Below are 21,659 nucleotides of genomic sequence, written 5' to 3' on the forward strand. Positions count from 1 at the left end.
TTATGGTGACTGCTATCGCTTTTCTGCTCTCGCGGGCCGGTTTCAGGATGGGGGTAACGGTGTCATCGGATGGCGCAGCGCGCACCGAAGGGGACAGCTGGGATCTCGCCTCCAGTGTGGGAGCGACGGCAACGATGGTGGCCGCATCTCGCGCGCTGGCGTCGCGTGAACCGGATCCGCTGCTCGACGATCGATTCGCTGAGCCGCTGGTTCGGGCGGTGGGGCACCCATTCTTCATTCGCATGCTCGACGGCGATATTCCGCTGGACGACACGGACGTACCCCTGACCGCGCGGCAGCGCTGCGAGCAGATGGCAGTGCGCACAAGGTTTTTCGACAACTTCTTTCTTGCGGCAGCCGCCAGTGGGATCCGTCAGGCGGTCATCTTGGCGGCCGGGCTCGACGCCCGGGCTTACCGGTTGCCGTGGCCGGCGGACACGGTGGTCTTCGAGGTTGACCAGCCCGAGGTGATCCTATTCAAGGGCACCACGCTGGCTCAGATCGGCGCCGAACCCACCGCCGAACGACGAGCAGTTGGCGTCGACCTACGCGACGACTGGCCCACCGCCTTGCGCGACAACTTCTTTGACACCGCAGCCCCGACGGCGTGGATCGCTGAAGGCCTGCTGCCATATCTGCCACCGGATGCCCAGGACCGACTGCTGGACAACATCACCGCACTCAGCGCACCGCGCAGCAGGCTGGCCACCGAAAACATCACCGACATGCGCGTGTTCACCGACGAGCGGGCGCGGGCGCTACGCAGCGGCTGGAAAAAGCACGGACTCGATTTCGACGTCGCCGATCTGGTGTGGGTCGGTGAGCGGCGTCAAGCCGGCGAGCACCTGGCGGAAACCGGCTGGACTGTCACCCAGCACCCCACCGAAGACCTTTACGCCGAAAACGGATTCGAGTTGCCGGATCACGAACTGCTGGCCGAGTTTCGGCGCACCATCAGCTACCTGACCGCAGAACTGGGCTGACCACGTCCCCAGGCAGGCCGCCCGGGGCCGGCAAGTCCTTCGAGCAGATCGGCGGCGTTGGCAACGCTCGCATCGGGTTTGCTCATCCGAGTAGCGAATTCGCGGGCTCGGGTCACGTACTCCGGGCTGAGGATCTTGCGTAAGTCGGCGACCAACGATGCGCGGGTGGTGTTCGCAAATCGCCGGGCAGCGCCGACCTTGAGTCGGCTGATTTGAGCTCCCCAGATCGTCTGAACGAGATCCATCGACAGGACCAGCGTGGGAACTCCGGCGCGCAGGCCCGCGGCCGTGGTGCCCGTGCCGCCGTGGTGTACGACCGCGCGGCAAGAGGGAAAGATTGCCGCATAGTTGACTTCGGCGACCACCTTGACGTTGTCGAAATGCGGCACCTCTCCGAAGTCGCTCCACCCGGAGCACACCAGCGCCCGTTCACCGAGTTCGGTGCATGCCGCGCTGATCATTTCGACCGTCTCAGCCGGGGATTCGACGCGCATGCTGCCGAAGCCGAAACAGATCGGTGGCGCTGCGGCGGCGATCCACGACGCGACTTCCTCGTCGGCATCCGTCATCAATTCCAGTGTCAGCGCTCCGACGAACGGCCGCTGCCCCTTCCATTTCGCCCATTCGGCTTCCAGCCCGGGGAAGCAAGCGTCGTCGTAGGCCTGGATCTCCAGCGATCCACGGTCGGCGATGCGTCGCGAGGCGGGACGAGTTGCCTTGGGCAGACCCAATTCACGGCGCTGCGCATCCTCGAGATGTTTCGTCATCTGCCAGGTCAGCCAGTTGGACACGCTCATGGCCGAGCGCGCCAATGGTGCGGGCACGATCGGGACGAGTTGGCCGTTGGCCCGGATCGGGACGTAATGCAGGGTGGCCAGTGGCATGTCGTAGTACTCCGCGACGTTGGCGGCGGTTTCCATGAAGCTCTCGCCGGTGAACAGCACGTCGGCCCCGTCGGCCAAGGGTGTCAGTGTTTCGCTCATCTGTACCCAGCTCCGGATGACGGAGTCGCGAAGTTCGCGCCACATCCCGATCAGAGCGGGGATCTTCCAGGCGTTGTGGAAAGCAGACGCCCAGAAGTCGCGGTAGGTCTCCAGCCATTCCTGCGTGTTGAGGCCATAGCCGACCGCGGTGACGCCGGCGGCTTTGGCGAAGTCAACGAGATCCGGCGAGACGGCCATCTGGACGTCGTGCCCTCGGCGCAGCAGTTCGCGGCCGACAGCGACTGACGGCTCGATATCCCCCCGAGTTCCATAACTTGCGAGCACAAATTTCATTGCGGATCCCGGATCTTCAGTTGTGATGCACCTAATCCGACCTCAGGGGGCGTCGATGGAGGCGTGCCGGCTCAGCGTAACGTGCTCCGCTAGCAAACTGGAGCAGGTTTTGGACAGCGCATGCGATATCGCGTGGGTGAACGGCTACGACGCAGCCTTCTTCTGGCGCATGAGAGTCGCGGTGCAACATCACTGCTCGGCTCCGCGCGAAATGCGGTCGGCGCGCCAGCACCATGCGCGCATCGGGATATCGATCACGTCGGCACCGGGAAAGCGTGCTTCCATCGCCGTGCGCGCTGCGTCGAGCGTCTGGGCGCGGTCCGCCGGGGAGGCCATGATCGCCCGGCTGTAAGTCGCCAGCATCGCGACGGCGTCATCGAGTGTCATCGTCCGCACGAAGGGGAAGATTTCGCGCTCGATGTTGTGAAAGATCTGCGGTTCAGGCAGGTCGAAGTGCAGGCGCTGCCGGAAGCGGTCGACCGATTGGACCGCTTCGAGGTCCTGGCCGGGTAGCCGGCCGAGGTCGCGCACCCAGTCGACCTCGCGGTCGCGGCTTGTCCAGATCAGGCCGAAGCGACCGCCGTCGCGCAGCACCCGACCGATCTCGGGCAGGGCTCGTTCGTGATCCATCCAGTGCCACGCCGACGAAACGAACACCGCGTCGGCGGCGGCGTCCGGAAGCGGGATCGATTCGCCGCACCCCTCGAGCGCACGGACTCCCGGGGACCGCTCGGTCAGCACCTTGCGCATTCGCGCATCGGGCTCCACCGCGATGACTTCTGCTGCCTTGTCCACCAGGGTGCGGCTGAATAGACCGGTGCCCGCCCCGACATCGACGGCCACCTGACAGTCGGGCGGCACCAGCCAGGCCACCGCCTCCTGCGGCGCCTGGGGCCGCAGCCCGTCGTAATCTTCGGCAATCGATCCGAAGGACATTGCGCGTTCTTGGCGATCGGTCACACCGCCACGCTAATCGGCTTACCTGTGTCCCAACTTAGCGATTCCCATGCGCTGCAACCGTTTCGTGCAAGCGGCTGACATACCCCCAGAGATGCGCCGCAGCGTGGCGGCGATGTCTTGCGCCATCGCCTCCGGGCGAAGCCAGGATGCGGCCGGCGAATCCGGACCGCAAACGCCTCCGCTGGCGCACAATGGTGTTTCCGGCCGCTGGCCGGATGTTTTCGGGGAGGAGAACCGAACAATGAACCGTTCACGATTCGTACAACGTTGTGCGGTAGGCATGTTCGCTGTCGTACTAGCCGCGTTGCCGACGGCGTGGATCGCCGCGCCCGCGGTCAGCCGGGCCGACCCGTACTGCGCCCCGGGCTGGGCCTGGAGCGTCGAACTGAACCAGTGCGTGTTCGTGCTTCCTGCCGCAAATGGGCCAGGCGGACCCGGCGGTCCGGGCGGACCTGGTGGACCCGGTGGGCCGGGTGGGCCCGGGGGCCCCGGTGGACCCGGACTGCCGGGCCACCACTAGACATGGTGTATGACCGCACCGCGACGTCGGGGGTTCAACAGCGCCATCACCGGGTTGTGGAGTTTTCTGGCCCCCGCCTACGACCATCCAACTTTGCAGCAGTGGGTGTACCGCCCGCCACACGACGAGGTGATCGCGCGACTGCGTGACCACCGAGCACGCAAGATCGCCGACATCGCCTGTGGGACAGGCATTCTCAGTGATCGTATCGAGCGTGAGCTGCACCCCGAGGCGATCTACGGGGTGGACATGTCGGACGGCATGCTCGCCCAGGCGCGCGCCAGATCCGATCGGGTGCAATGGCTGCGCGGCCCGGCCGAGCAGCTGCCGTTTGACGACGGCTCACTCGACGCGGTCGTCACGACCTCGGCGTTTCACTTCTTCGATCAGCCGGCAGCGCTGCGGGAATTCCATCGCGTTCTGGCGCCGGGCGGACTAGCGGCCGTCTCCGCGCTGAGTACGCGACAAACGGTGCTTCACGTATCGACGAACAGGTGGAAACCCCAGCACAACGCCTCACCCGCCGAGGTGCGGTCGATCTTCGAGGGCGCCGGGTTCACCGTCGTCGATCAGCACCGGATCCCGCGACCAATCTGGCTTCAGTTCGTGTCGGACGTGATTACCGTCGGCATCAAGGGCTGAGGCCGGTCAGGAAATCAGCACGGCGGGGGATCGGCATCCCATTCGGTCATCGTCCAACCGTCGGACGGATTTCCGGTAAGGACGACGTGGCCGACATTGGTCAACGACTTGGTTTTCAGCAACGACGGATCGGCATTGCGTGCGTTCATCAGCACCCAGAACATGATCGCCGCGCTGTGCGAGAACGCGACCGGATTCTGCTCGCCGCTGTCGTAGATGCGTTGAACCGCTTCGGTGAACCGCGCGTTGAACTCGTTGCCATCCACCGAGCCGGGGATCCGCGCGCTGCGGTCACCCTGCAGCCAGCGTGCCGGAGCGGCGAAGTACGTCTGCGGAATGTCGGCCTCTGGCGTGCCCTCGAACTTGCCGGCCTCGATCTCGCGCAGCCCGGGCAGCACGGTGACCTGTTCGCCCAGCAATTGCGACGTCGGTGTGGCCGTCTCCTGGGTGCGGATCATCGTCGAGGCGTAGACACCGTCGTAATGGTTGGGCGCCAATTGCGCAGCCGCCACGCTCGCCTGGCAGAACCCTCGGGGCGAAAGTTCAGGGCCCGGGACCGTGGTGTCGATCAATCCCGAAGCGTTGGCCGCCGACTGGGCATGTCGCACCAGCGTCAACGTGATAGTGCGATTACCGGCGGCCCGCGCCGGCGCCCAGCTTGTCGCCAGCACCGCAACGATGAGAATGGCAACGAAACTTCGTATGGTCACCGTGATTTCACGCGCTCGCCGACGTTGGCGATCATCCGCAGTTTTCACGCGAGAAGTGTAAGGCGTTCCGATCAGCCGCGCTGCGCGAGCCCGGCAAACGCTGGCTTGCCGCTGCGCGGCCCAGACGCTTGCCCACGTGGTCGGCAGATGTCACGACGCCCGCCTCGCCAAGCGGCGAAACGGGCGTCGTGCTGGGTTGTTGGTCGGCTATTTACAGCGGGATCCAGACCCCGAAGAACCAGAAGCCCCATGCGTTGAATCCGGGATCCCACACGGGGGTTTCCGGGTAGCCCCAGTAGTTGATCGGGCCGTAGTTCCACGGTCCCCCCGGGGGCGGAAGCGGTCGATCCCAGACCGGCCGAGGCGGCTCACCCGGTCCCCAAGGGGCAGGTCCGTCGCCCCACGGCGCGTTGTTGAAGTAGCCCCGATGGGGATCGCCGCGCCACGGGCCGCCGGGTCCGCCCGGACCGCCAGGGCCACCAGGACCGCCCGGTCCGTTGAAGCCGGGACCGCCTGGGTGTCCAGGTCCGCCCGGACCGCCGGGTCCACCGGGACCGTTAGGGCCGCCGGGTCCGCCCGGCCCGTGCTCACCGGGACCACCCGGTCCGCCAGGACCGCCGGGACCACCCGGGCCAGGACCACCGGGGCCGCCAGGGCCACCCGGGCCAGGACCACCGGGACCGCCGGGGCCGCCGGGATCATTCGGCCCGTTCGGAGCGTGGCCGCCCCCGGGCCCGGGAGCGCCATGGCCCCCAGGGGCCGAAGGTGGTGAACCAGGAGCGGCGTTTGCCAAACCGGCGCCCACGCCGAGCGCTGCCGCGCTAAAGGCGCCGGCCAGCGTGCCCGCCGCAATCAGTTGCTTGAGTTTCATACTTATTCCCCCCACTCGTTTTTAGTGGACATCTCGAATGCTGACCCCCAACTCACTCGACGCTAGATAGCTTCGCTATGCGTCCGCTGTGAGTGGCCCCTGCGAGGCCTTTGGCCGCCCTCGGTCTCAGGCGGCTGGGCGGGTGGGCCGGCGTGCCGACCGGCTTCTGCATGATTGTCAATACTGCTGTGCGCGTTGACTTTTAGCACAAAAAGCGACCGCGCATCGCGTGGGCTGGAAAACGAACTGTAACATCTACTGTTGCTCGCCTCAGAGGAGGAATCTGGATGAAAGCCCTGTTCGTGCGGAGACTCGCGTGGTGACCGAACCGAACCTTCTGGCGGATGACGTCGATGCGACGACGCCCAGGCCGTACTTCATGCGCGATGAAAGTCGTTACGTGCCAACGGCGCTAGCACGCGGCGGGTGGGGCCCGACAATGAGCGGCCATGTGGTCGGTGGCATCCTGGCCGCGGTCCTCGAAGGTACGGTCGACGACTCGGAGTTGCAGCCTGCGCGTCTGACGGTCGACTTACCCGCACCGGCTGCGCTGGAGCCGTTCGAGGTGCACACCAAGGTCCAGCACGAACGTCGGCGATTGCGCCTGGTTGAGGCGCTTCTCATCCAGCATGGTGAACCGGTGGCGCGAGCGAGCGCGCTGTTCCTGCGGCGTGGTGCGCAGCCCGACGGCAAGGTGTGGTCACAAACCCCGCAGATGCCGCGGCTGCCCGTCGAGCATGACGGCGACCAGCCGACGCTGTTTCTACGGACCTATGGCTGGGGTGGAGACTTGCAGAATCCTGATCCTAAGTGGGACATGACCGGACCGAAGTACACCTGGCTACATGAAACGCGTCCCTTGATCGACGACGAGCCGCTCACGCCGTTCACTCGCGCGGCGGTGTGTGCCGACGTCACCGCCGCGATCGCCAACTGGGGCACGAAGGCGCTGGAATTCATCAACGTGGACTACACGCTGACCCTGAGCCGACTGCCCGAAGGACCCCATATCGGGCTGGCCGCGCTGACCCACTACAGCGAGGACGGCGTGGCCAACGGTTCAGCCGTTGTCCTGGATCATCTCGGTCCGATCGGCAGCGCCGTGTCGGTGTCCATAGCGCACTCCGGATTTCGACCACCGTCGGAGTTGCCGTCGGCCTGATGATGACCGGAACGGACGTCACCTACTGGACGCTGATTGCCGAAGCCGCACTGCGCCAGCCGGATCGGGCACTATTCGCCGACGACCATGGCCGCAGCCTGACCGCACGCGAGCTTCACGACGCCGCATGCGCGACGGCGGCAGCGTTCGCCGAACGGGGGATCCGCGCGGGAACTGTGGTGTCCTGGCAGCTGCCGACCACACTCGAGACCGTGGTTGTCATGGCGGCGCTGGCTCGACTCGGCGCGGTGCAGAACCCGATCATCCCGATCCTGCGCGAGCGTGAGGTCGACTTCATCACCGAGCAGCTGTCGACGGAATTCCTTGTGGTACCTGAAGTTTGGCGGGGATTCGATCACGGTGCGCTGGCACGGTCATTGGCCTCGGCCCAAGGCTTCGACGTCATCGCGGTAGACCTGGCAACACCCCCGCAGGCCGGTGAGCTGCGGCTGCCGCGTACCGATGCCGGTGCACTCACGACGGCGCCCGGTGGCGACAACCAGTGGATCTACTACTCGTCGGGAACTACGGCGGCTCCCAAGGGAATTCGTCACACCGACGGCACCGTGATCGCCGGCTCGCGAGGGATGGTGAGCGCGATGGGTATCACCGCCGGCGATGTGGATCCGATCGCCTTCCCGATCGCCCACATCGGCGGGGCCGCGATGCTGGCCGCCGCGCTGATGACCGGTATGCGACTGGCGCTCTTCGAGGCATTCGATCCGGCCACGACACCGCTTGCTGTCGCGGCACACAGCCCGACGTTCCTGGGCACCGCCACACCGTTTTTCGTGGCTTTCTTGGAAGCACAACGGGCCCATGGCGATAAGCCCCTCTTCGGTGCACTGCGGGGTTGCATAGCCGGGGGTGCACCCATCACCGCCGAACTGGGGCGACAGGTCCGCGAGACCTTCGGCGTGGCCGGAATCGCCAATGCCTGGGGGATGACCGAGTTTCCCGTGGCGACCTCACCACCGCTACACGCCCCGCCCGAGGTGCTCGATTACACCGTCGGTGCACCGGTACCGGGGGTCAGCGTGCGCGTCGTCGACCACGGCGAGAACGAACTGCCCGTCGGACAGGAGGGGGAGCTGCGGCTCAAGGGGCCGCAATGCTTCCTCGGCTACGCAGACGCCGCACTGGACGCCGACGCATTCGACCACGACGGCTGGTTGCGCACCGGCGATCTCGGGATGATCGACGCTGACGGCAACGTCCGCGTTACCGGCCGAATCAAGGACGCGATCATCCGCAATGCGGAGAACATCTCGGCCCTCGAGATTGAAAACGTGCTAGCCGCCCATCCCGCCGTCGCCGATGTCGCGGTCATCGGAGTTCCCGATTACAGCGCGGGGGAGCGGGTGTGCGCCGTCGTGGTACCCACGTCCGCCGATGGTGTGTCATTGGAATCCCTGGTGCAGCACTGCCGTTCGCTGGGCCTAGGCCGCTACAAGCATCCCGAGCGCCTCGTCATCGTAGACACCTTGCCGCGCAATCAATTCGGCAAAGTCATCAAGAAGGATTTGCGCGAGGCCTTCGGCCGCCCGTAATCCTGGCGTGAGACCGTGCGACGGCACGCTAGAACACCTCGCGGACCTACAAACCCTTCGGCGCATCGCGGACCGTCTGCACCGCGGACGCATCGCCCTCGAACTCGACGCGGGCCTCGCGCCCGACCGAAAACAGCAGCAGCTCTTCGGCCGCACCGGTCACCGTGACGGCCGGGCCATTGCCGGCGATCAGCACCGTCTTGCCCTCCGGGGTGCGCAACGCGACCCGGGCCGGAGCTTTGGCCAGCGTCATCCGGGCCATCAACGGCAACGTGCGGCGCAGGCTTTTGACCAGGGTGGGTTCCAAGACGCGCGGTGCCCAATTCGGCTGCGCGCGGCGTACGTCCTCGTGGTGGATGAACATCTCCCCAACATTGGCGACCGGGTCGAGCAGCTTCAGCGGAGAGTAGGCCGGCGGACCGGACGCGACCTTGTCCAGCAGCGTGTCCCACTCGGTCCGCCCGGCCACATCGTTTTGCACCTTTTCGGTGTGGCCGGCGAAGAACGGGATCAGGATGCCGGGTGCGGCGTCCGGACGGTATTCGCGAATCACCAGGTGGGCGGCAAGATCTCGCGTCGTCCAGCCTTCGCACAGGGTGGGTGCATCCGGTCCGACGCTGCGCATCGTCTCGACGAGGGCGGCACGTTCGCGCTGTGCAACAGACACCTGGTTTCCCTTCACCGGTTGGGCTGGCCTCTTCAGGGTAGGCAGGGCGGACCCCTGGACGGTAACGATTCCCACCTCGGTAAATTTGAATCCTATGAATGCCGGTGTTGAGCAATTGGAATTCCAGGCCGAGGCGCGCCAACTTCTCGATCTGATGGTCCACTCGGTCTACTCCCACAAGGACTCGTTTCTGCGGGAGTTGATCTCGAACGCCTCGGACGCACTGGACAAGCTTCGCTTGGAGGCGTTCCGGAACAAAGACCTCGACGTCGACACGTCCGACCTCCACATCGAGATCGACGTGGACAAGGGCGCGCGCACCCTGACCATCCGCGACAACGGCATCGGCATGACGCGCGACGAGGTCATCGGCCTGATCGGCACCCTGGCCAAATCGGGCACCGCCGAGCTGCGCCAGCAGCTACGAGAGGCCAAGAACGAGGCCGCATCGGAAGAGCTGATCGGTCAGTTCGGTATCGGTTTCTATTCGTCGTTCATGGTGGCCGACAAGGTCGAGCTCCTGACGCGCAAGGCGGGCGAGAGCGACGCGACCCGGTGGGAGTCGACCGGGGAGGGCACCTACACGATCGAATCCGTAGCGGACGCCCCGCAGGGCACCGCCGTCACCTTGCACCTCAAACCGGAAGACACCGAAGACGAGCTGCACGACTACACCTCGGAGTGGAAGCTGCGGAGCCTCGTCAAGCAGTACTCCGACTTCATCGCGTGGCCCATCCGGATGGAGGTCGAGCGACGTACTCCCCCCTCCCAAGAAGAAGGGGAGGAGGGCGGCGACGAGGTCGTCACCATCGAGACCGAGACCTTGAACTCGATGAAGGCACTCTGGGCCAGGCCCAAGGACGAAGTGTCCGATGAGGAATACAAGGAGTTCTACAAGCACATAGCGCACGCCTGGGACGACCCGCTCGAGGTCATCGTGATGAAGGCCGAAGGCACTTTCGAGTACCAGGCCTTGCTCTTCATTCCGTCGCACGCGCCGTTCGACCTGTTCAACCGGGACGCCCAGATCGGCGTCCAGCTGTATGTCAAGCGGGTGTTCATCATGGGCGACTGCGACCAGCTGATGCCGGAGTACCTGAGGTTCATCAAGGGTGTGGTCGACGCACAAGACCTGTCGCTCAACGTTTCTCGCGAAATCCTGCAACAGGATCGGCAGATCAACGCGATTCGTCGCCGGCTGACCAAGAAGGTCCTGTCCACGATCAAGGAGCTGCAGTCCGAGCGGCCCGAGGACTATCGCACCTTGTGGACCCAGTTCGGTCGGGTTCTCAAGGAGGGCCTGCTGTCCGATGCCGACAACCAGGACACCTTGCTGCAAATCTCCTCGTTCGCGTCGACGCACAGCGAGGAGGACGCCACCACGCTGGCCGAATACGTCGAGCGCATGAAGGACGGGCAGGAGCAGATCTTCTACGCCACCGGCGAGACGCGGCAGCAAATCCTGAAGTCGCCGCATCTGGAAGCATTCAAGGCCAAGGGCTACGAAGTCCTTATCCTCACCGACCCCGTCGACGAGGTCTGGGTGGGCACCGTGACCGAATTCGACGGCAAACCGCTGCAGTCGGTGGCCAAGGGCGAGGTGGACCTGGATTCCGACGAGGAGTCGAGCGACGCCGAACGTGAGGAGCGGGAGAAAGAATTCGCCGACCTGCTGACCTGGTTGAAAGAGACCCTGACCGACCACGTCAAGGAGGTGAGGCTGTCCACTCGGCTGACCGAGTCGCCGGCGTGCCTGATCACCGACGCCTTCGGGATCAGTCCCGCGCTCGCGCGCATCTACCAGGCCTCCGGGCAGAACATCCCGATCGGAAAGCGGATCCTGGAGCTCAATCCGAATCATCCGCTGATCACGGGACTGCGCAAGGCTCACCAAGAGCGCGCCGACGATCCGACGGTGGCCGAAACCGCGGAGTTGTTGTACGGAACGGCGCTGTTGGCCGAGGGTGGCGCTCTGGAAGATCCGGCCAGATTCGCCGAATTACTGGCGAATCAGTTGACTCGCACTCTGTAAGCAGGCAAAACGTTCCCCGTCGGTCGAAATTGCGTGCGATTGAAACTCCTCCGAAGGGGATAATCACATCGCATGCCCACGTTTCGAGCTATCGACCCGCACGGCGAGATAGTCGCAGCGAAGGATTTCGACAGCGCAGAGGCTGCGCACGCATGGTTCATGGACACCATCGCGGGCCGTTGCGAGCTGGGTTGGCGAATGGAAGTCGACGACCACGGATCATGGGCGTTTTTCGACGACACCGGGGGTTTCACCGCCCCGGCGAGCCGTCGTCCGCGCAAACTGCGGACGCCGGCGCCCAGGTGTAGCTAGTCGGTGGTGGATAGCCGCCTATCCGCGCGCGTCTGGTGCACGGGGAACTCGTCACCCGGCTCGGGCCACGGCTGACGCGCCAGCATGTCCTCGACGGTGACGTAGCCTTCCTCGATCACCCCGAGTTTGGCGTCCGCGATCCGGTACCACTGCCGTTGCGTCTGAATGGGCTGGCCCTCCAGAATGACCACCCGCACATCGCCCTCCTCGAACTGGCAGCGTCGCTGCAGGGCCTCCAACAATTGCTCGTTGTGCAGGTGGCCTTCGCCGAAATTCCAGCCGACCAGCGGACCGGCGACGACTTCACCCTCGCGCATCCGATAGTCGGCTTCGTTGTCGACGGCGCGCGGTAGCAACCCGTTGAGTGCGCGACCATGGGTGTGCATCGATCGGAAGGCGCCGGCCTTGTCGATGGTGATCTCGGCGGTCGCCTCGTCGTACAGCCTGGCCAGTTGCTTGGCAGTGAGCGCAGAGCTTTTCACGACGTTGGCTTCGATCTTCTCTTCGGCGCCGGCGCGGAAGCACCAGACGCTGGTCGCCCAGTTGCCGGCGTAGTAGCGCATCGCGGGCAGGAACGAAAACTGCTGGGGGAAAAGGTTTCCCAGAATCGGAACCACGGCCAGGGCGACGACGAGGATGGCCAGCAACAGCGGTGACTGAAGGTCGGTGGCGTGAATTGCGTTGTAGTGCCCGAACAAATAGAACAGCGAGAAGATCAGGAATACATTCCACTCCAACGGAACTCCCATCGGGAGGTTGGAAATGATGTTGAGGTGGAAGATCACCATAAAGGCGATCAGGAACCAGGCCCAGCGATGTCCGTCGGCGAAGAAGACCAGGACCAGGGGCACCAGAAATTCGGCCGTAGTGCCGCCGACATGCGCCATGATTTTCGGTACCCAGGAGGGGCGTATGTCGTTGACCGGGTCCAAGTAGAGCCGGTGTTTGACCCAGTTGAACATTTTGCTGCGCAATAGCGGGTGGTTGCTGGTCATCACCGCCACGACGTACGGGAAGTGATGGTTGAGCTTGGAGGTCGCCGCTCCCCACCACAGGGCGAGCATGACGATCTTGAAGCCCGCGATCTGATCGGTGAAGGGGAAAAAGAACACGAACAGGGTCAGCCAGTAGTGCTCGCCGCGCGCCGCCAAGAACACCGTCTTGTCACGCAGGCCCAGTAAGGCCAGGGCGATGATCACCGGCACTACCAACATCGGGTCGAGCAGGCCGACGTCACCGGCCGCGGTCACCGGGCCGCCACGGCCCGGCGAGAGCAGCGCCCAGATGCCGGAGCCCAGCACGATCGCGTAGAGGGCCACGTCGACGATCGAACGACTATCCCCGCGGGTGAAGGGAATCGCGCGTGGCCAGGGTGGCTGGCGAATCGTCTTGGGTCGCAGCCAGAACAGGAAACCTCCGATCGGAGGCCAGAACCGTGCTGTCAGCGGCCCGGATCCGCAGCCCAGGCCAAGGACCTCGAACAGCAGCGTGAACACCACGACCTTCTGGTACACGATCGGCTGGGTCCACCACTGCGCGATGCGATCGAGGCCACCCAGTCCCGGGGTCAACGCGATGACCGCCGCGGCCCCGCCGGCATAGGCGGCCATCTTCAGCACATACAGCAGATAGATCGCCGACGGCGTGCCGAAGCCGTGTTCCACCCAGTGCCGGGTCACCACTTGCATTCGCGTGGACCGAGGCAGCGTGGGCCAGGTGTCGTGGTCGACGTCGGGAAGGTCCGGCGTGATGAATCCCATGGTGGCCCCGTTCCGCGGTGAACCTGGTAGGCGAGTATTCAATGTAGCGCCACCACGCGGTTTGGTTGTGGATGCCTCGATCGAAACTCGACAGACGAACGACAACACGCATTGCCTTCTGAGAATGAGCTCGCGGTGGGCCTTCGCTGGCGCGTCGCTTCGAAATAGGCTGTCGTGACACGATTGCCATCGCAACCGCGTCTGAATTGCGCAATGCCGAAGCGAATTCAGCTCTGCCACTTTGCGTGCTCACGCGATGGCCGTTCGGTCGATGGTTTTCAGCGAGAGGGCGAAATGAGTTCAACGACAGAACAGGTAGTGCCCGCGCGCCATCGCACCCCGCTCAGCCGCTCACAGATCGTGGGCTTTTGGGGGGCATGGACCGGATGGACGCTCGATGGGATGGATTCGTTCATCTACGCGTTGGTGCTCACGCCCGCATTGACTGAGTTGTTGCCGCGGTCGGGCATGGCCGCGACGCCGGCCAATGTCGGGTTGGTGGGCTCGATTTTGTTCGCCCTGTTTCTGGTGGGCTGGGGTCTGTCCTTCGTCTGGGGGCCGATCGCCGATCGTTTCGGGCGGGCCAGGGTGCTGGCGGCGACGATCTTCACCTTCGCGATCTTCACCGGGCTTTCCGCCATGGCGCAAAACGTCTGGGAGCTCGCCACCTTCCGATTCATCGCCGGCGTCGGGATCGGTGGCGAATGGGCGCTTGCCGGGACTTATGTGGCCGAGGCATGGCCCGAGGATCGACGCAAGATGGGCGCCGGCTATTTGCAGACCGGTTACTACGCCGGCTTCTTCCTGGCCGCGGCGCTCAACTACACCGTCGGTGTCCAGTTTGGTTGGCGTGCAATGTTTCTGACCGGAGCACTGCCGGTCGTGGTCGCGATTCTGATCTTGACCCGAGTAAAGGAGACCGAGAAGTGGCAGCGAGCCGACGCGGGCAGCTCGGTTCACGTGAACCCGTTGCGCGAAATCCTCGGCGCGCACTACCGGCGCCGCACCTGGGTGGCATGCGCGCTGTTGACGATTGCGATCGTGGGCTTGTGGGCGGGCACGGTGTACGAACCGACGGCCGTGATTCAGCTCGCCCAGCATGCCGGTCTGGGCAAGAGCGACGCGACCAAGACCGCTTCGTGGGCGACGGGCCTGTTGTCGATCGGAACCATCCTGGGTTGTCTTGTCTTGCCCCTGATCGCGGAGCGCGTCGGACGCAGGAAGACGGCCGCGTTCTATTTCGCGGGAATGGCCGTCGCGATCACCGGCAGCTTCGGCTGGGCGTTTTATCTGCCCAACGGCCTCGGGCCGTTTATCGCGTGGCTATTCGTGCTCGGTTTCTTCGGTGGTAACTTCGCGCTGTTCAGTCTCTGGCTGCCCGAGCAGTTCGAGACACGGGTACGCGCAACGGCGTTCGCATTCTGCACGTCATTCGGCCGTTTCGTCGGTGCCGGCGTGAACTTCGTGCTCGGCGCGGCAGTGCTGCACACGCACACCCTGGGCTTGCCCGTTGCGTTGACGGCGATCGTATTCGTGATTGGGCTTCTCATCATTCCGCTGGCGCCCGAGACCCACGGCGAGGTGTTGCCGCAGTAGCGGAGACGCGGTACTCGGCGCGCTGTCAGCACCGCGTCTCGGAGTTCGGGTGCCGGGAATTCTTGATGAGATCGGCACCCTTCTCGGCGATCATGACGGTCGCCGCGTTGGTGTTCCCGCTGATGATCGCGGGCATCACCGATGCGTCGACGACCCGAAGTCTCTCGATACCACGGACTTTGAGTTCGGGATCGACGACCGCTCGTTCGTCGACTCCCATCGCGCAGGTGCCGACCGGGTGGTACTCGGTCTGCGACCAGTTCCTGGCGTGAGCGGCCAGGGTGCGCTGGTCCAGGTTCTCCTCGGCGGGAAGGTTCATTCCCTTCAAGAACTTCCTCAACGACGGCTGGTGAGCGATCTCGATGGCCGCGCTCAGGCCCGCGATGACGTCGTGAACATCGGCTGGGTCGGAGAAGTAGGCCGGATCGATACGGGGCGGCTTGAGCGGATCGGCGTAGCCCAGCCAGAGCCGGCCACGGCTGCGCGGGTGGGTGGGTGCGGCGTTCATCGTGAAATTCGGCAGCGGCGGACTGAAGTGTCCATGGTCAACGAATGATGTTGGTCCACCGATGAATTGGATGTTCGGCATGCCATCGCCGGCGGTGGACAGGAATCCGCCCACCTCGCCGCCGTTGGAGGAGAACGGGCCACCGCGCCGGTTCTGCCAGAGTTCGAGGTTTTCCGGGTTAGCCATCTCCAGCAGATCCGTCGAACCCTGAGTCCCCCAGACAATGGGCGTCATCGTGTGATCGTGCAGGTTCTCTCCGACACCGGGCAGGTCGGCTTGGACATCGATGCCGAGTGAACGCAGCGCATCGGCCGGGCCGATGCCCGACAGCAGCAGCAGCTGTGCGGAGTTGATCGTCCCGCCGGACAGAATTACCTCCGCCGCGGCGTAGGCCGTTGCCTCGGCGCCATCGTGAACGTAGGACACACCGGTCGCCCGGCCCCTATCCACGAGAATCCGCGTCGCCTGCGCATTGACCCGCACGGTGAGGTTGGGCCGCCCGAGTGCCGGCCTCAGATATCCATCCGCGCCCGACCATCGCCAGCCTTGATGGCAGCTGACTTGGTAAGCACCCGAACCGATTTGGGATGCGCCGTTGAAGTCGTCGGTGGCCGCCAGGCCCCATTCACTGGCCGCGCTGATCCAGTAGTGCGAGAGCTCATGGGTGAACATCCGGTCCTCGACGTAAAGGGGACCGCTGCGACCGTGCAGCGGTTCACCGAGGCGGCTGTTGTTCTCGGCCTTGATGAAGTAGGGCAGCACGCTGGCGTAGTCCCAGCCAGCGCAGCCGCGTTCGCTCCAGCCGTCGAAGTCCGCGCGGTCACCGCGGATGTAGACCATCAAGTTGATCGAAGACGAACCGCCCAGCGTCTTGCCGCGAGGGTAGGTCGTGGATCCCTGATAGTGCGTCTGTGGTTCGAGGCGATAATCCCAGTCGACCTCGGTCCCGAACAGGGAACTGAAGATCGCAGGGACCCGAATCGCGTCCTGGGTGTCCTCGGGGCCCGCTTCAAGCAGAAGTACTTGAACCGAGGGGTCTTCGGACAGTCGATTGGCCACTACGCATCCCGCGCTACCGGCCCCGACGATGACGTAGTCGAACGAACTGTGTGGTGAAACGAGCGGTGCAGATGTCATGTGCCGAACGGTACGCCCATCTGGGGACATATACAATCAGATGGTGAATGTCCTCACATGGGGAAGACGGAAGTGCCCAGGTGGCCTATGCTTTCTCATCATGGGACGCGCGCAATCAGAAAGCTGCGTATGAGGGACTACGACGGAAAGACCGCGACGGAACGGGTCGCCGAGCGGCGCGCGCGATTGGTCGATGCCGGCATCGAGTTGTTCGGCGAGCTCGGCTACGCCGGCACCTCCATCCGCGCGGTGCTGCGTCGGGCGGGACTTCGCGATCGGTATTTCGGCGAGAGCTTTGCCGATCTGGACGCGCTTTTGGCCGCCGTCTATGACCAACTCATCGAGGAGGAAGTCAGTGAATGCCGCGCCGCGATCGACGCCACCGCCGGGGGCTCGCAAGGGGCGCGGGCGATGATCGACTCGCTCAGCCGCGGCCTGGACGGCAACCCCGGCCATGCGCGCATCAAGCTTCGCGAGGTGTTTTCCGGTGGGCCGATGGTTGCGGTCCAACGCCAGGAAGGGCTTCGCAAGCTGGCGCGGCTCGTCGCCGACCTCTTGCCGGCGGTGCAGGGCGTCGACGACCGTAGGCGATTGTTGCTCGGCGTCGGTGTCGTATCGGCTGCCGACGCTTACCTACTCGCTTGGCTGGACGGTGAATTGGGCGTGACGCGTGACGATGTGGTCGACCTCGTCACGCAGGTCTTCGATTCGGTCGCCACCGGCATGGCGGTCGCGGCAGGGCGGGTTGCCGGCGCTCGTCAGTAGCCGATCGACGCGAGGAAGGAACCGCGGGGTTCTTGGTAGTAGCCAAGCGTCATCATGTTCAGCAGGTAGACGACTCGTAAGCCATGGTCGAAACACCATCGCAATAGCTCGGCGTTGCGCAGCGGAACAAGAAATCCATTCCAGGAGAACTTCTCTGCGTCGGCGATCAACGCCTGGATATCCTCGTTGCTGACGGCGACGGAGTGGCCGGTGAACCCGACATCGGTCGTGTACCCAGTTATTTGGCCGTCGCGCTCGACGACCTTGGCCGATCCTTGTGCGATCGCATCGCGCAGGTCGCCGCTTCGATCGTGGCCGTGCACCTGCAAGCAGAGCTTGTCGCAGTCAGCCAGGTCCCCTTCGTGAGCCCTGCGCACGTCGAATCCGCTGATCTGCATCAATAGTGGCTTGCCCTGAATTGCGGCGAGGGGCTCACGGGTTTGAAAGCCAAGTTTGGTGTAAAGGCTCATCGAACGGTTGTGATACGCAACCTGCACCAGCCGCACTCCCGATGCCTGCTGCTGGGCGCTTCGGTCCAACACGGCCTGCATCAGGGCGCGACCGACGCGGCCGTCCTGGACATCGGTAGCCACGCTGACCGGACCGACTCCGAAAATCGCGGACCGTTCGTCGAGAAAATTGCTGCCAACGATCTGGCCATCGGATTCGGCTACGACACTGAAGTATCCGGGGTGCGGCTGCAACGCACCGACGAGATCGTGAGCATGTTGGACCGAGGGAAAGTCCGACGGAAAGTTGTGCCGTGCCGCGATCGCGTTGAACGCTTTGTAGCAGATCCGCGCGGCCGCATTGGCGTCTGCCTGCGTCATGGTACGTATGCGGGTCATCTGGTGTTCCTCTATCCGTTGCCTGCACTAACGACGCAGCCTACCTAGATGACCGGCGTCCAAACACCCTGCGGTTGAAAGGTTTACCCTCCCAGCAGGAAGCAGGTTCCTCTCAAGGATGCGAAAACACAAGGGGGAGAGCCGGGTACGCGTCTAACTGCCGATGACGAAGCAGCGGCCACTGCTCGACGCGAGCAGTACCTCTTGAACGGCGGACTTATCAACGGTCGGAAATTCGAAGCGGTGTGTTTGTTGACCGGCCTCGATCGCGGCATCTTGAGACTCGTTGGTGCCGTCTTTCTTGCGCACTATTGCCGTGACCTTGTCTGGCTTCGACATGTTCTGCGGCTCATGGAAGTACCAGACTTCGATTCCCGCTCCGGCTGAATTCGATTGCCAGCCATCGGAGTAGTAACACGCGGGATTTCCCTCGGCGTCCGGCGGCGGCGGTGTGCAGATCGACAATCCGACACAATCGGGCGGTGCGCTGCCCGTTGTCGCCGGCACAACGGTCGTCGTGTTAGGGGCAGACGCGGCAATGCTGCTGCTGGCCAACGGTTTCGCCGAACTGGAACCAGACGTGCTCGGGCCGGAAGCCTGGTGCGAGCCGCACGCCGTCACGGCGACGCAGCACATGCCGATGGTGGCGATCAATCGGAGCACGGGTGGACTCTCAGTGGCATATTTCGCAGGCAATGCCGTCGTTGTCACGGTCAAGAGGAGCCCGATAGCCCGGCTGTCCCCGATAGATCGGAGCCGCACCGGCATCGCAGGCGGCCTTGCAGTTCGGGTAGTACACGCTCGAACCTGTCGCCGGCGCAGGAGACGTTGTGGTGGTGGACGGGACCGCGTGGGCCGCGGGCGTCCCCGCTATCCCTAGTGCAATAGCTCCCACGGCGAATATTTGACGAAGCATTGGGCAAAGCCTCTCATTAGGCAAGCAGCGTTGGTTGCTAACGAGTACAGAGCTAACACCGCGACGCACTCGCATGGCAAGGGGTGAGCGTCGAACTAGTAGGCCGCCTAGGACTGCCCGGCGATCCAGGTGGTGGTGAAGCGCTGCACCGCGGGGATGCTGTCGGATAAACCCGCACCGAGAGTCTTTTCGAGTTTGCCGCCCACCAATGGGATTTTGACGTGCACTTTGACCGCGAACCGCAACTGTGTGCCGGCATCGATGGGCTCCAGCCATGCTTGTGCGCGGGCCCCGCCTACCCCTGGCGAAGTCGAGACGTTAACCTCCCCGAGAACCTGGCCGTCGCCGTTAGGTTTCCACGTCTCCTCATGGACGAGTTTCAGCTCGCCAGGTGCGAATTTGGCGACCGGTCCGGGCAATAACTGGCGTCCTACGTGCTGAGTTACCCGCACTGTCACTCTGCCGGCGGGGTCGACATCCAGCGAGTCCAGTGTGGTGGTCGCGGCGTCCCCCAGGGCGATCCGGGCCAGCCAATAGGCCTCACTGCTGAACGCCGCGTGGATTTGTTCAACACTGGCGGGCGATTCGGTCAAGATGTCGAATGAGCGAGGCATAGCAACACATTCTTACCAAAGTCGCTGTCGTTGTGTCGGGCTTGCTCGAATCGCCTGAACGCCAGGGGAACTGACGCGCGATGATTACTGCTTGTCGACTTTGGCCGCGATCTGTTTGGCGGCGCTGACGCCCGCGTCCCCCGGATCCTTGCGGCATGCCTCGGTGTCGATCACGACGTTGTTGCGGACCGTCAGCGCTCGTTGACAGGTTTGGCCCATCGACTCGGTGCCCTTGCTTAGGGTCACGCTCACCGTCGTGCTCAATATTCCGTTGCTGTTGGAAACGGGTCCGACCTTCCATTGAATATCCGGAGCGTCCGGGTCGCCGCCGCTGGGAACTGTTTCCTGGTGGTTGGCGCAGGCGGGCCAACGCTGCACCGACGTGTTGAAGAAGGCGTTCGCTTGGTCGGCGGACGGAAACAACACCACGAATTGGCTGATGTCAGGGTTCGGATCAGTCGATCCCTCGGGAGTCGGCGCAATGTCACGCTCCCCGTGCACCGCGGTGTTGCCGCTGCCCGTGTATATGGGCGTCAAACCCACACCGGTGATGTAGAGGCACTCGGCCGGGAACTTGTATCCCTTGGGGAACACCTCGGTGCTCTTGTCCTCTTGGAGCGTGTCGAACGATTTGTCGTTCTTCGAACCCGTGACGCCCAGAACACTGTCTACTTCGGCGGGAGTGAGCAACAGGCTCGCCAGCGCGGCCTGCGCCAGGGGAGGCTTCGACGAAGTGGTGGTCGACGACGAGGAAGCCGCGCCACCCCCGTTGCTACCGCCGCAGGCAGCGACCAATATCCCGGTAGTGGCGACGGCGGCGGCGACTGCAAATCGGCGCATCGTTGGTGCCTTCCTGCTCGAGTCGAATCGACAGCGTTGCGCGCACTGTGTGCGTCGGCTGTTCAGAGGTGTTTGCGGATGGAGCATACGACAGCTTCGCGGGTCCCGTGGTGTTTGCGGGCAGCGGGACGGATCCAATACGTCACGCGAGATCGCAGCGCGAACTACTGAATTCGTGCGGACCGCGCGACGTCTACTGCTTATCGACTTTGCCGGCGATCATGTTGGCGATGTCGACGCCCACATTGCCCGGGTTTGGGCGGCACCCGTCAACGTCGATCGCGACGTTGTTGCGTACCGTCAGCGCCCTCTGACAGGTCTTGACGATGTGCTCGCCATCCTTGGTGAGGTTTACGGACACGGTCGTGCTCAGAACTCCGTTGTCATTGGAAACCGGTCCGACCGTCCACTGGAAGCCCGGGGAGTTCGCGCCGTCGGGAACAGTGCCTTGGCGGTTGGCACACGCGGGCCAGCGCTGGGCAGAGGTGTTGAAGAAGGCATTCGCCTGTTGGGCGGACGGAAACATCACCACATACTGGTTTGCGTCGGGGCTGGCCTCAGTCGATCCGCCGGGGGAGGGCTCGGTAATTCTCTCGCCGTGCACCGACGTGCTCCCGCTGTTGGCGAATACCGGCGCGAGGGCAGGTCCGGTGATGTACAAGCATTCGTCTGGGAACCTGAAGCCCTTCGGGCCCATTCCGGCGGTGGGGTCTTCTTGCAGCGAGTCGGACACCTTGTCGGTCCGCGAGCCGCTCACCCCGAGAACGTTGTCGACTTCGGCCGGAGTGAGCAAGAGATCCACGAGTGCCGTCGGCGCGAGTGCCTGTTTCGACGCGGTCGTGGCGGTCGACGATGGGAAAGAGGTGCCGGTGCCACCCCCATTGCTGTCGCACGCCGCCGTCAGCGTTACGGTGGCGGCGACTACGGCGAACGCCGATAGCTGACTCATCATTGAGTGCCTTCCTGCTGCGGTCGACTCGGTGGAGCAT

21 protein-coding genes are annotated in these 21,659 nt (G+C 64.1%); 8 read left to right on the forward strand and 13 right to left on the reverse strand.

Annotated features, from left to right (window positions below):
• The first annotated feature begins 59 nt into the window (after positions 1 to 59).
• Positions 60 to 983, forward strand: coding sequence for a class I SAM-dependent methyltransferase (locus tag ACAG21_RS07380; RefSeq protein WP_370495290.1), 924 nt, complete (start codon positions 60 to 62; stop codon positions 981 to 983).
• Here ACAG21_RS07380 and ACAG21_RS07385 read toward each other — a convergent pair.
• Together ACAG21_RS07385 and ACAG21_RS07390 are read right to left on the reverse strand one after the other, a co-directional pair.
• On the reverse strand, positions 959 to 2,260 hold the full coding sequence (locus ACAG21_RS07385; protein WP_370495291.1) for a glycosyltransferase: 1,302 nt from the start codon (positions 2,258 to 2,260) through the stop codon (positions 959 to 961). The genes ACAG21_RS07380 and ACAG21_RS07385 overlap by 25 nt on opposite strands.
• Before the next feature lie 189 nt (positions 2,261 to 2,449).
• On the reverse strand, positions 2,450 to 3,220 hold the full coding sequence (locus ACAG21_RS07390; protein WP_370495292.1) for a class I SAM-dependent methyltransferase: 771 nt from the start codon (positions 3,218 to 3,220) through the stop codon (positions 2,450 to 2,452).
• A 529-nt stretch (positions 3,221 to 3,749) separates the two neighbouring features.
• Between ACAG21_RS07390 and ACAG21_RS07395 the strand changes: the two genes are divergently transcribed.
• Positions 3,750 to 4,382, forward strand: coding sequence for a class I SAM-dependent methyltransferase (locus ACAG21_RS07395; RefSeq protein ID WP_370495293.1), 633 nt, complete (start codon positions 3,750 to 3,752; stop codon positions 4,380 to 4,382).
• 14 nt (positions 4,383 to 4,396) lie between these two features.
• On the opposite strand, the gene ACAG21_RS07400 is transcribed toward ACAG21_RS07395, so the two are convergent.
• Both ACAG21_RS07400 and ACAG21_RS07405 read right to left on the reverse strand, forming a co-directional pair.
• On the reverse strand, positions 4,397 to 5,086 hold the full coding sequence (locus tag ACAG21_RS07400; RefSeq protein ID WP_370495491.1) for a histidine phosphatase family protein: 690 nt from the start codon (positions 5,084 to 5,086) through the stop codon (positions 4,397 to 4,399).
• Positions 5,087 to 5,303: 217 nt separating this feature from the next.
• Positions 5,304 to 5,963, reverse strand: coding sequence for a chitin-binding protein (locus tag ACAG21_RS07405; protein WP_370495294.1), 660 nt, complete (start codon positions 5,961 to 5,963; stop codon positions 5,304 to 5,306).
• A 379-nt stretch (positions 5,964 to 6,342) separates the two neighbouring features.
• Between ACAG21_RS07405 and ACAG21_RS07410 the strand changes: the two genes are divergently transcribed.
• Together ACAG21_RS07410 and ACAG21_RS07415 are read left to right on the forward strand one after the other, a co-directional pair.
• Positions 6,343 to 7,125, forward strand: coding sequence for an acyl-CoA thioesterase domain-containing protein (locus tag ACAG21_RS07410; protein WP_370495493.1), 783 nt, complete (start codon positions 6,343 to 6,345; stop codon positions 7,123 to 7,125).
• A complete protein-coding gene (locus tag ACAG21_RS07415; protein WP_370495295.1) occupies positions 7,125 to 8,675 on the forward strand; it encodes a class I adenylate-forming enzyme family protein in 1,551 nt (516 codons plus the stop codon). Before ACAG21_RS07410 ends, ACAG21_RS07415 begins: the two co-directional genes overlap by 1 nt.
• Positions 8,676 to 8,721: 46 nt before the next feature.
• On the opposite strand, the gene ACAG21_RS07420 is transcribed toward ACAG21_RS07415, so the two are convergent.
• Positions 8,722 to 9,342 (reverse strand): TIGR03085 family metal-binding protein, encoded by a 621-nt coding sequence (locus ACAG21_RS07420; RefSeq protein ID WP_370495296.1) that lies wholly within the window; start codon positions 9,340 to 9,342, stop codon positions 8,722 to 8,724.
• 94 nt (positions 9,343 to 9,436) lie between these two features.
• On the opposite strand from ACAG21_RS07420, the gene htpG reads away from it, so the two are divergent.
• Together htpG and ACAG21_RS07430 are read left to right on the forward strand one after the other, a co-directional pair.
• Complete coding sequence (htpG, locus tag ACAG21_RS07425; RefSeq protein ID WP_370495297.1) at positions 9,437 to 11,374, forward strand: molecular chaperone HtpG; 1,938 nt, start codon at positions 9,437 to 9,439, stop codon at positions 11,372 to 11,374.
• Positions 11,375 to 11,446: 72 nt separating this feature from the next.
• A complete protein-coding gene (locus tag ACAG21_RS07430) occupies positions 11,447 to 11,686 on the forward strand; it encodes a hypothetical protein (protein WP_370495298.1) in 240 nt (79 codons plus the stop codon).
• On the opposite strand, the gene ACAG21_RS07435 is transcribed toward ACAG21_RS07430, so the two are convergent.
• Complete coding sequence (locus ACAG21_RS07435; protein WP_370495299.1) at positions 11,683 to 13,446, reverse strand: DUF3556 domain-containing protein; 1,764 nt, start codon at positions 13,444 to 13,446, stop codon at positions 11,683 to 11,685. The two genes, ACAG21_RS07430 and ACAG21_RS07435, sit on opposite strands and share 4 nt — an antisense overlap.
• A 294-nt stretch (positions 13,447 to 13,740) precedes the next feature.
• Between ACAG21_RS07435 and ACAG21_RS07440 the strand changes: the two genes are divergently transcribed.
• Positions 13,741 to 15,042 (forward strand): MFS transporter, encoded by a 1,302-nt coding sequence (locus ACAG21_RS07440; RefSeq protein WP_370495300.1) that lies wholly within the window; start codon positions 13,741 to 13,743, stop codon positions 15,040 to 15,042.
• 25 nt (positions 15,043 to 15,067) lie between these two features.
• Here the strand turns inward: ACAG21_RS07440 and ACAG21_RS07445 are convergent, their stop codons facing one another.
• The gene (locus tag ACAG21_RS07445; protein WP_370495301.1) at positions 15,068 to 16,687 is read right to left on the reverse strand and encodes a GMC family oxidoreductase; all 1,620 of its coding nucleotides are present in this window, start codon (positions 16,685 to 16,687) and stop codon (positions 15,068 to 15,070) included.
• Between the two features lie 129 nt (positions 16,688 to 16,816).
• Here ACAG21_RS07445 and ACAG21_RS07450 point away from each other — a divergent pair, with 129 nt between their 5' ends.
• The gene (locus ACAG21_RS07450) at positions 16,817 to 17,452 is read left to right on the forward strand and encodes a TetR/AcrR family transcriptional regulator (RefSeq protein ID WP_370495302.1); all 636 of its coding nucleotides are present in this window, start codon (positions 16,817 to 16,819) and stop codon (positions 17,450 to 17,452) included.
• Here ACAG21_RS07450 and ACAG21_RS07455 read toward each other — a convergent pair.
• The 6 genes from ACAG21_RS07455 to ACAG21_RS07480 all read right to left on the reverse strand — a co-directional run bounded on the left by ACAG21_RS07455 (position 17,446) and on the right by ACAG21_RS07480 (position 21,619).
• Positions 17,446 to 18,300 carry a GNAT family N-acetyltransferase gene (locus ACAG21_RS07455; protein WP_370495303.1) on the reverse strand — a complete coding sequence of 285 codons (855 nt, stop codon included), beginning with the start codon at positions 18,298 to 18,300 and terminating at the stop codon, positions 17,446 to 17,448. The genes ACAG21_RS07450 and ACAG21_RS07455 overlap by 7 nt on opposite strands.
• A 153-nt stretch (positions 18,301 to 18,453) precedes the next feature.
• Positions 18,454 to 18,954, reverse strand: coding sequence for a hypothetical protein (locus ACAG21_RS07460; protein WP_370495304.1), 501 nt, complete (start codon positions 18,952 to 18,954; stop codon positions 18,454 to 18,456).
• Positions 18,955 to 18,973: 19 nt separating this feature from the next.
• Entirely contained in the window at positions 18,974 to 19,291 is a 318-nt protein-coding gene (locus tag ACAG21_RS07465; RefSeq protein ID WP_370495305.1) for an excalibur calcium-binding domain-containing protein, read from the reverse strand.
• Positions 19,292 to 19,323: 32 nt separating this feature from the next.
• Complete coding sequence (locus ACAG21_RS07470) at positions 19,324 to 19,830, reverse strand: DUF2505 domain-containing protein (RefSeq protein ID WP_370495306.1); 507 nt, start codon at positions 19,828 to 19,830, stop codon at positions 19,324 to 19,326.
• Positions 19,831 to 19,914: 84 nt separating this feature from the next.
• On the reverse strand, positions 19,915 to 20,670 hold the full coding sequence (locus ACAG21_RS07475) for a sensor domain-containing protein (protein WP_370495307.1): 756 nt from the start codon (positions 20,668 to 20,670) through the stop codon (positions 19,915 to 19,917).
• A gap of 193 nt (positions 20,671 to 20,863) precedes the next feature.
• A complete protein-coding gene (locus ACAG21_RS07480) occupies positions 20,864 to 21,619 on the reverse strand; it encodes a sensor domain-containing protein (RefSeq protein ID WP_370495308.1) in 756 nt (251 codons plus the stop codon).
• Positions 21,620 to 21,659 lie beyond the last annotated feature (40 nt).

The sequence above is a fragment of the Mycobacterium sp. pR1184 genome (assembly GCF_041287235.1).
Lineage (GTDB): Bacteria > Actinomycetota > Actinomycetes > Mycobacteriales > Mycobacteriaceae > Mycobacterium.

What these genes read in the sequence shown, in the direction of transcription:
- ACAG21_RS07445 (WP_370495301.1), bottom strand. Translation starts at nt 16,687, where the DNA reads ATGACATCTGCACCGCTCGTTTCACCACACAGTTCGTTCGACTACGTC.
- ACAG21_RS07465 (WP_370495305.1), bottom strand. Translation starts at nt 19,291, where the DNA reads ATGCGAGTGCGTCGCGGTGTTAGCTCTGTACTCGTTAGCAACCAACGC.
- ACAG21_RS07410 (WP_370495493.1), top strand. Translation starts at nt 6,343, where the DNA reads ATGCGCGATGAAAGTCGTTACGTGCCAACGGCGCTAGCACGCGGCGGG.
- ACAG21_RS07395 (WP_370495293.1), top strand. Translation starts at nt 3,750, where the DNA reads ATGACCGCACCGCGACGTCGGGGGTTCAACAGCGCCATCACCGGGTTG.
- ACAG21_RS07435 (WP_370495299.1), bottom strand. Translation starts at nt 13,446, where the DNA reads ATGGGATTCATCACGCCGGACCTTCCCGACGTCGACCACGACACCTGG.
- htpG (WP_370495297.1), top strand. Translation starts at nt 9,437, where the DNA reads ATGAATGCCGGTGTTGAGCAATTGGAATTCCAGGCCGAGGCGCGCCAA.
- ACAG21_RS07430 (WP_370495298.1), top strand. Translation starts at nt 11,447, where the DNA reads ATGCCCACGTTTCGAGCTATCGACCCGCACGGCGAGATAGTCGCAGCG.
- ACAG21_RS07455 (WP_370495303.1), bottom strand. Translation starts at nt 18,300, where the DNA reads ATGACCCGCATACGTACCATGACGCAGGCAGACGCCAATGCGGCCGCG.
- ACAG21_RS07470 (WP_370495306.1), bottom strand. Translation starts at nt 19,830, where the DNA reads ATGCCTCGCTCATTCGACATCTTGACCGAATCGCCCGCCAGTGTTGAA.
- ACAG21_RS07385 (WP_370495291.1), bottom strand. Translation starts at nt 2,260, where the DNA reads ATGAAATTTGTGCTCGCAAGTTATGGAACTCGGGGGGATATCGAGCCG.
- ACAG21_RS07405 (WP_370495294.1), bottom strand. Translation starts at nt 5,963, where the DNA reads ATGAAACTCAAGCAACTGATTGCGGCGGGCACGCTGGCCGGCGCCTTT.
- ACAG21_RS07480 (WP_370495308.1), bottom strand. Translation starts at nt 21,619, where the DNA reads ATGAGTCAGCTATCGGCGTTCGCCGTAGTCGCCGCCACCGTAACGCTG.
- ACAG21_RS07450 (WP_370495302.1), top strand. Translation starts at nt 16,817, where the DNA reads ATGAGGGACTACGACGGAAAGACCGCGACGGAACGGGTCGCCGAGCGG.
- ACAG21_RS07415 (WP_370495295.1), top strand. Translation starts at nt 7,125, where the DNA reads ATGATGACCGGAACGGACGTCACCTACTGGACGCTGATTGCCGAAGCC.
- ACAG21_RS07440 (WP_370495300.1), top strand. Translation starts at nt 13,741, where the DNA reads ATGAGTTCAACGACAGAACAGGTAGTGCCCGCGCGCCATCGCACCCCG.
- ACAG21_RS07475 (WP_370495307.1), bottom strand. Translation starts at nt 20,670, where the DNA reads ATGCGCCGATTTGCAGTCGCCGCCGCCGTCGCCACTACCGGGATATTG.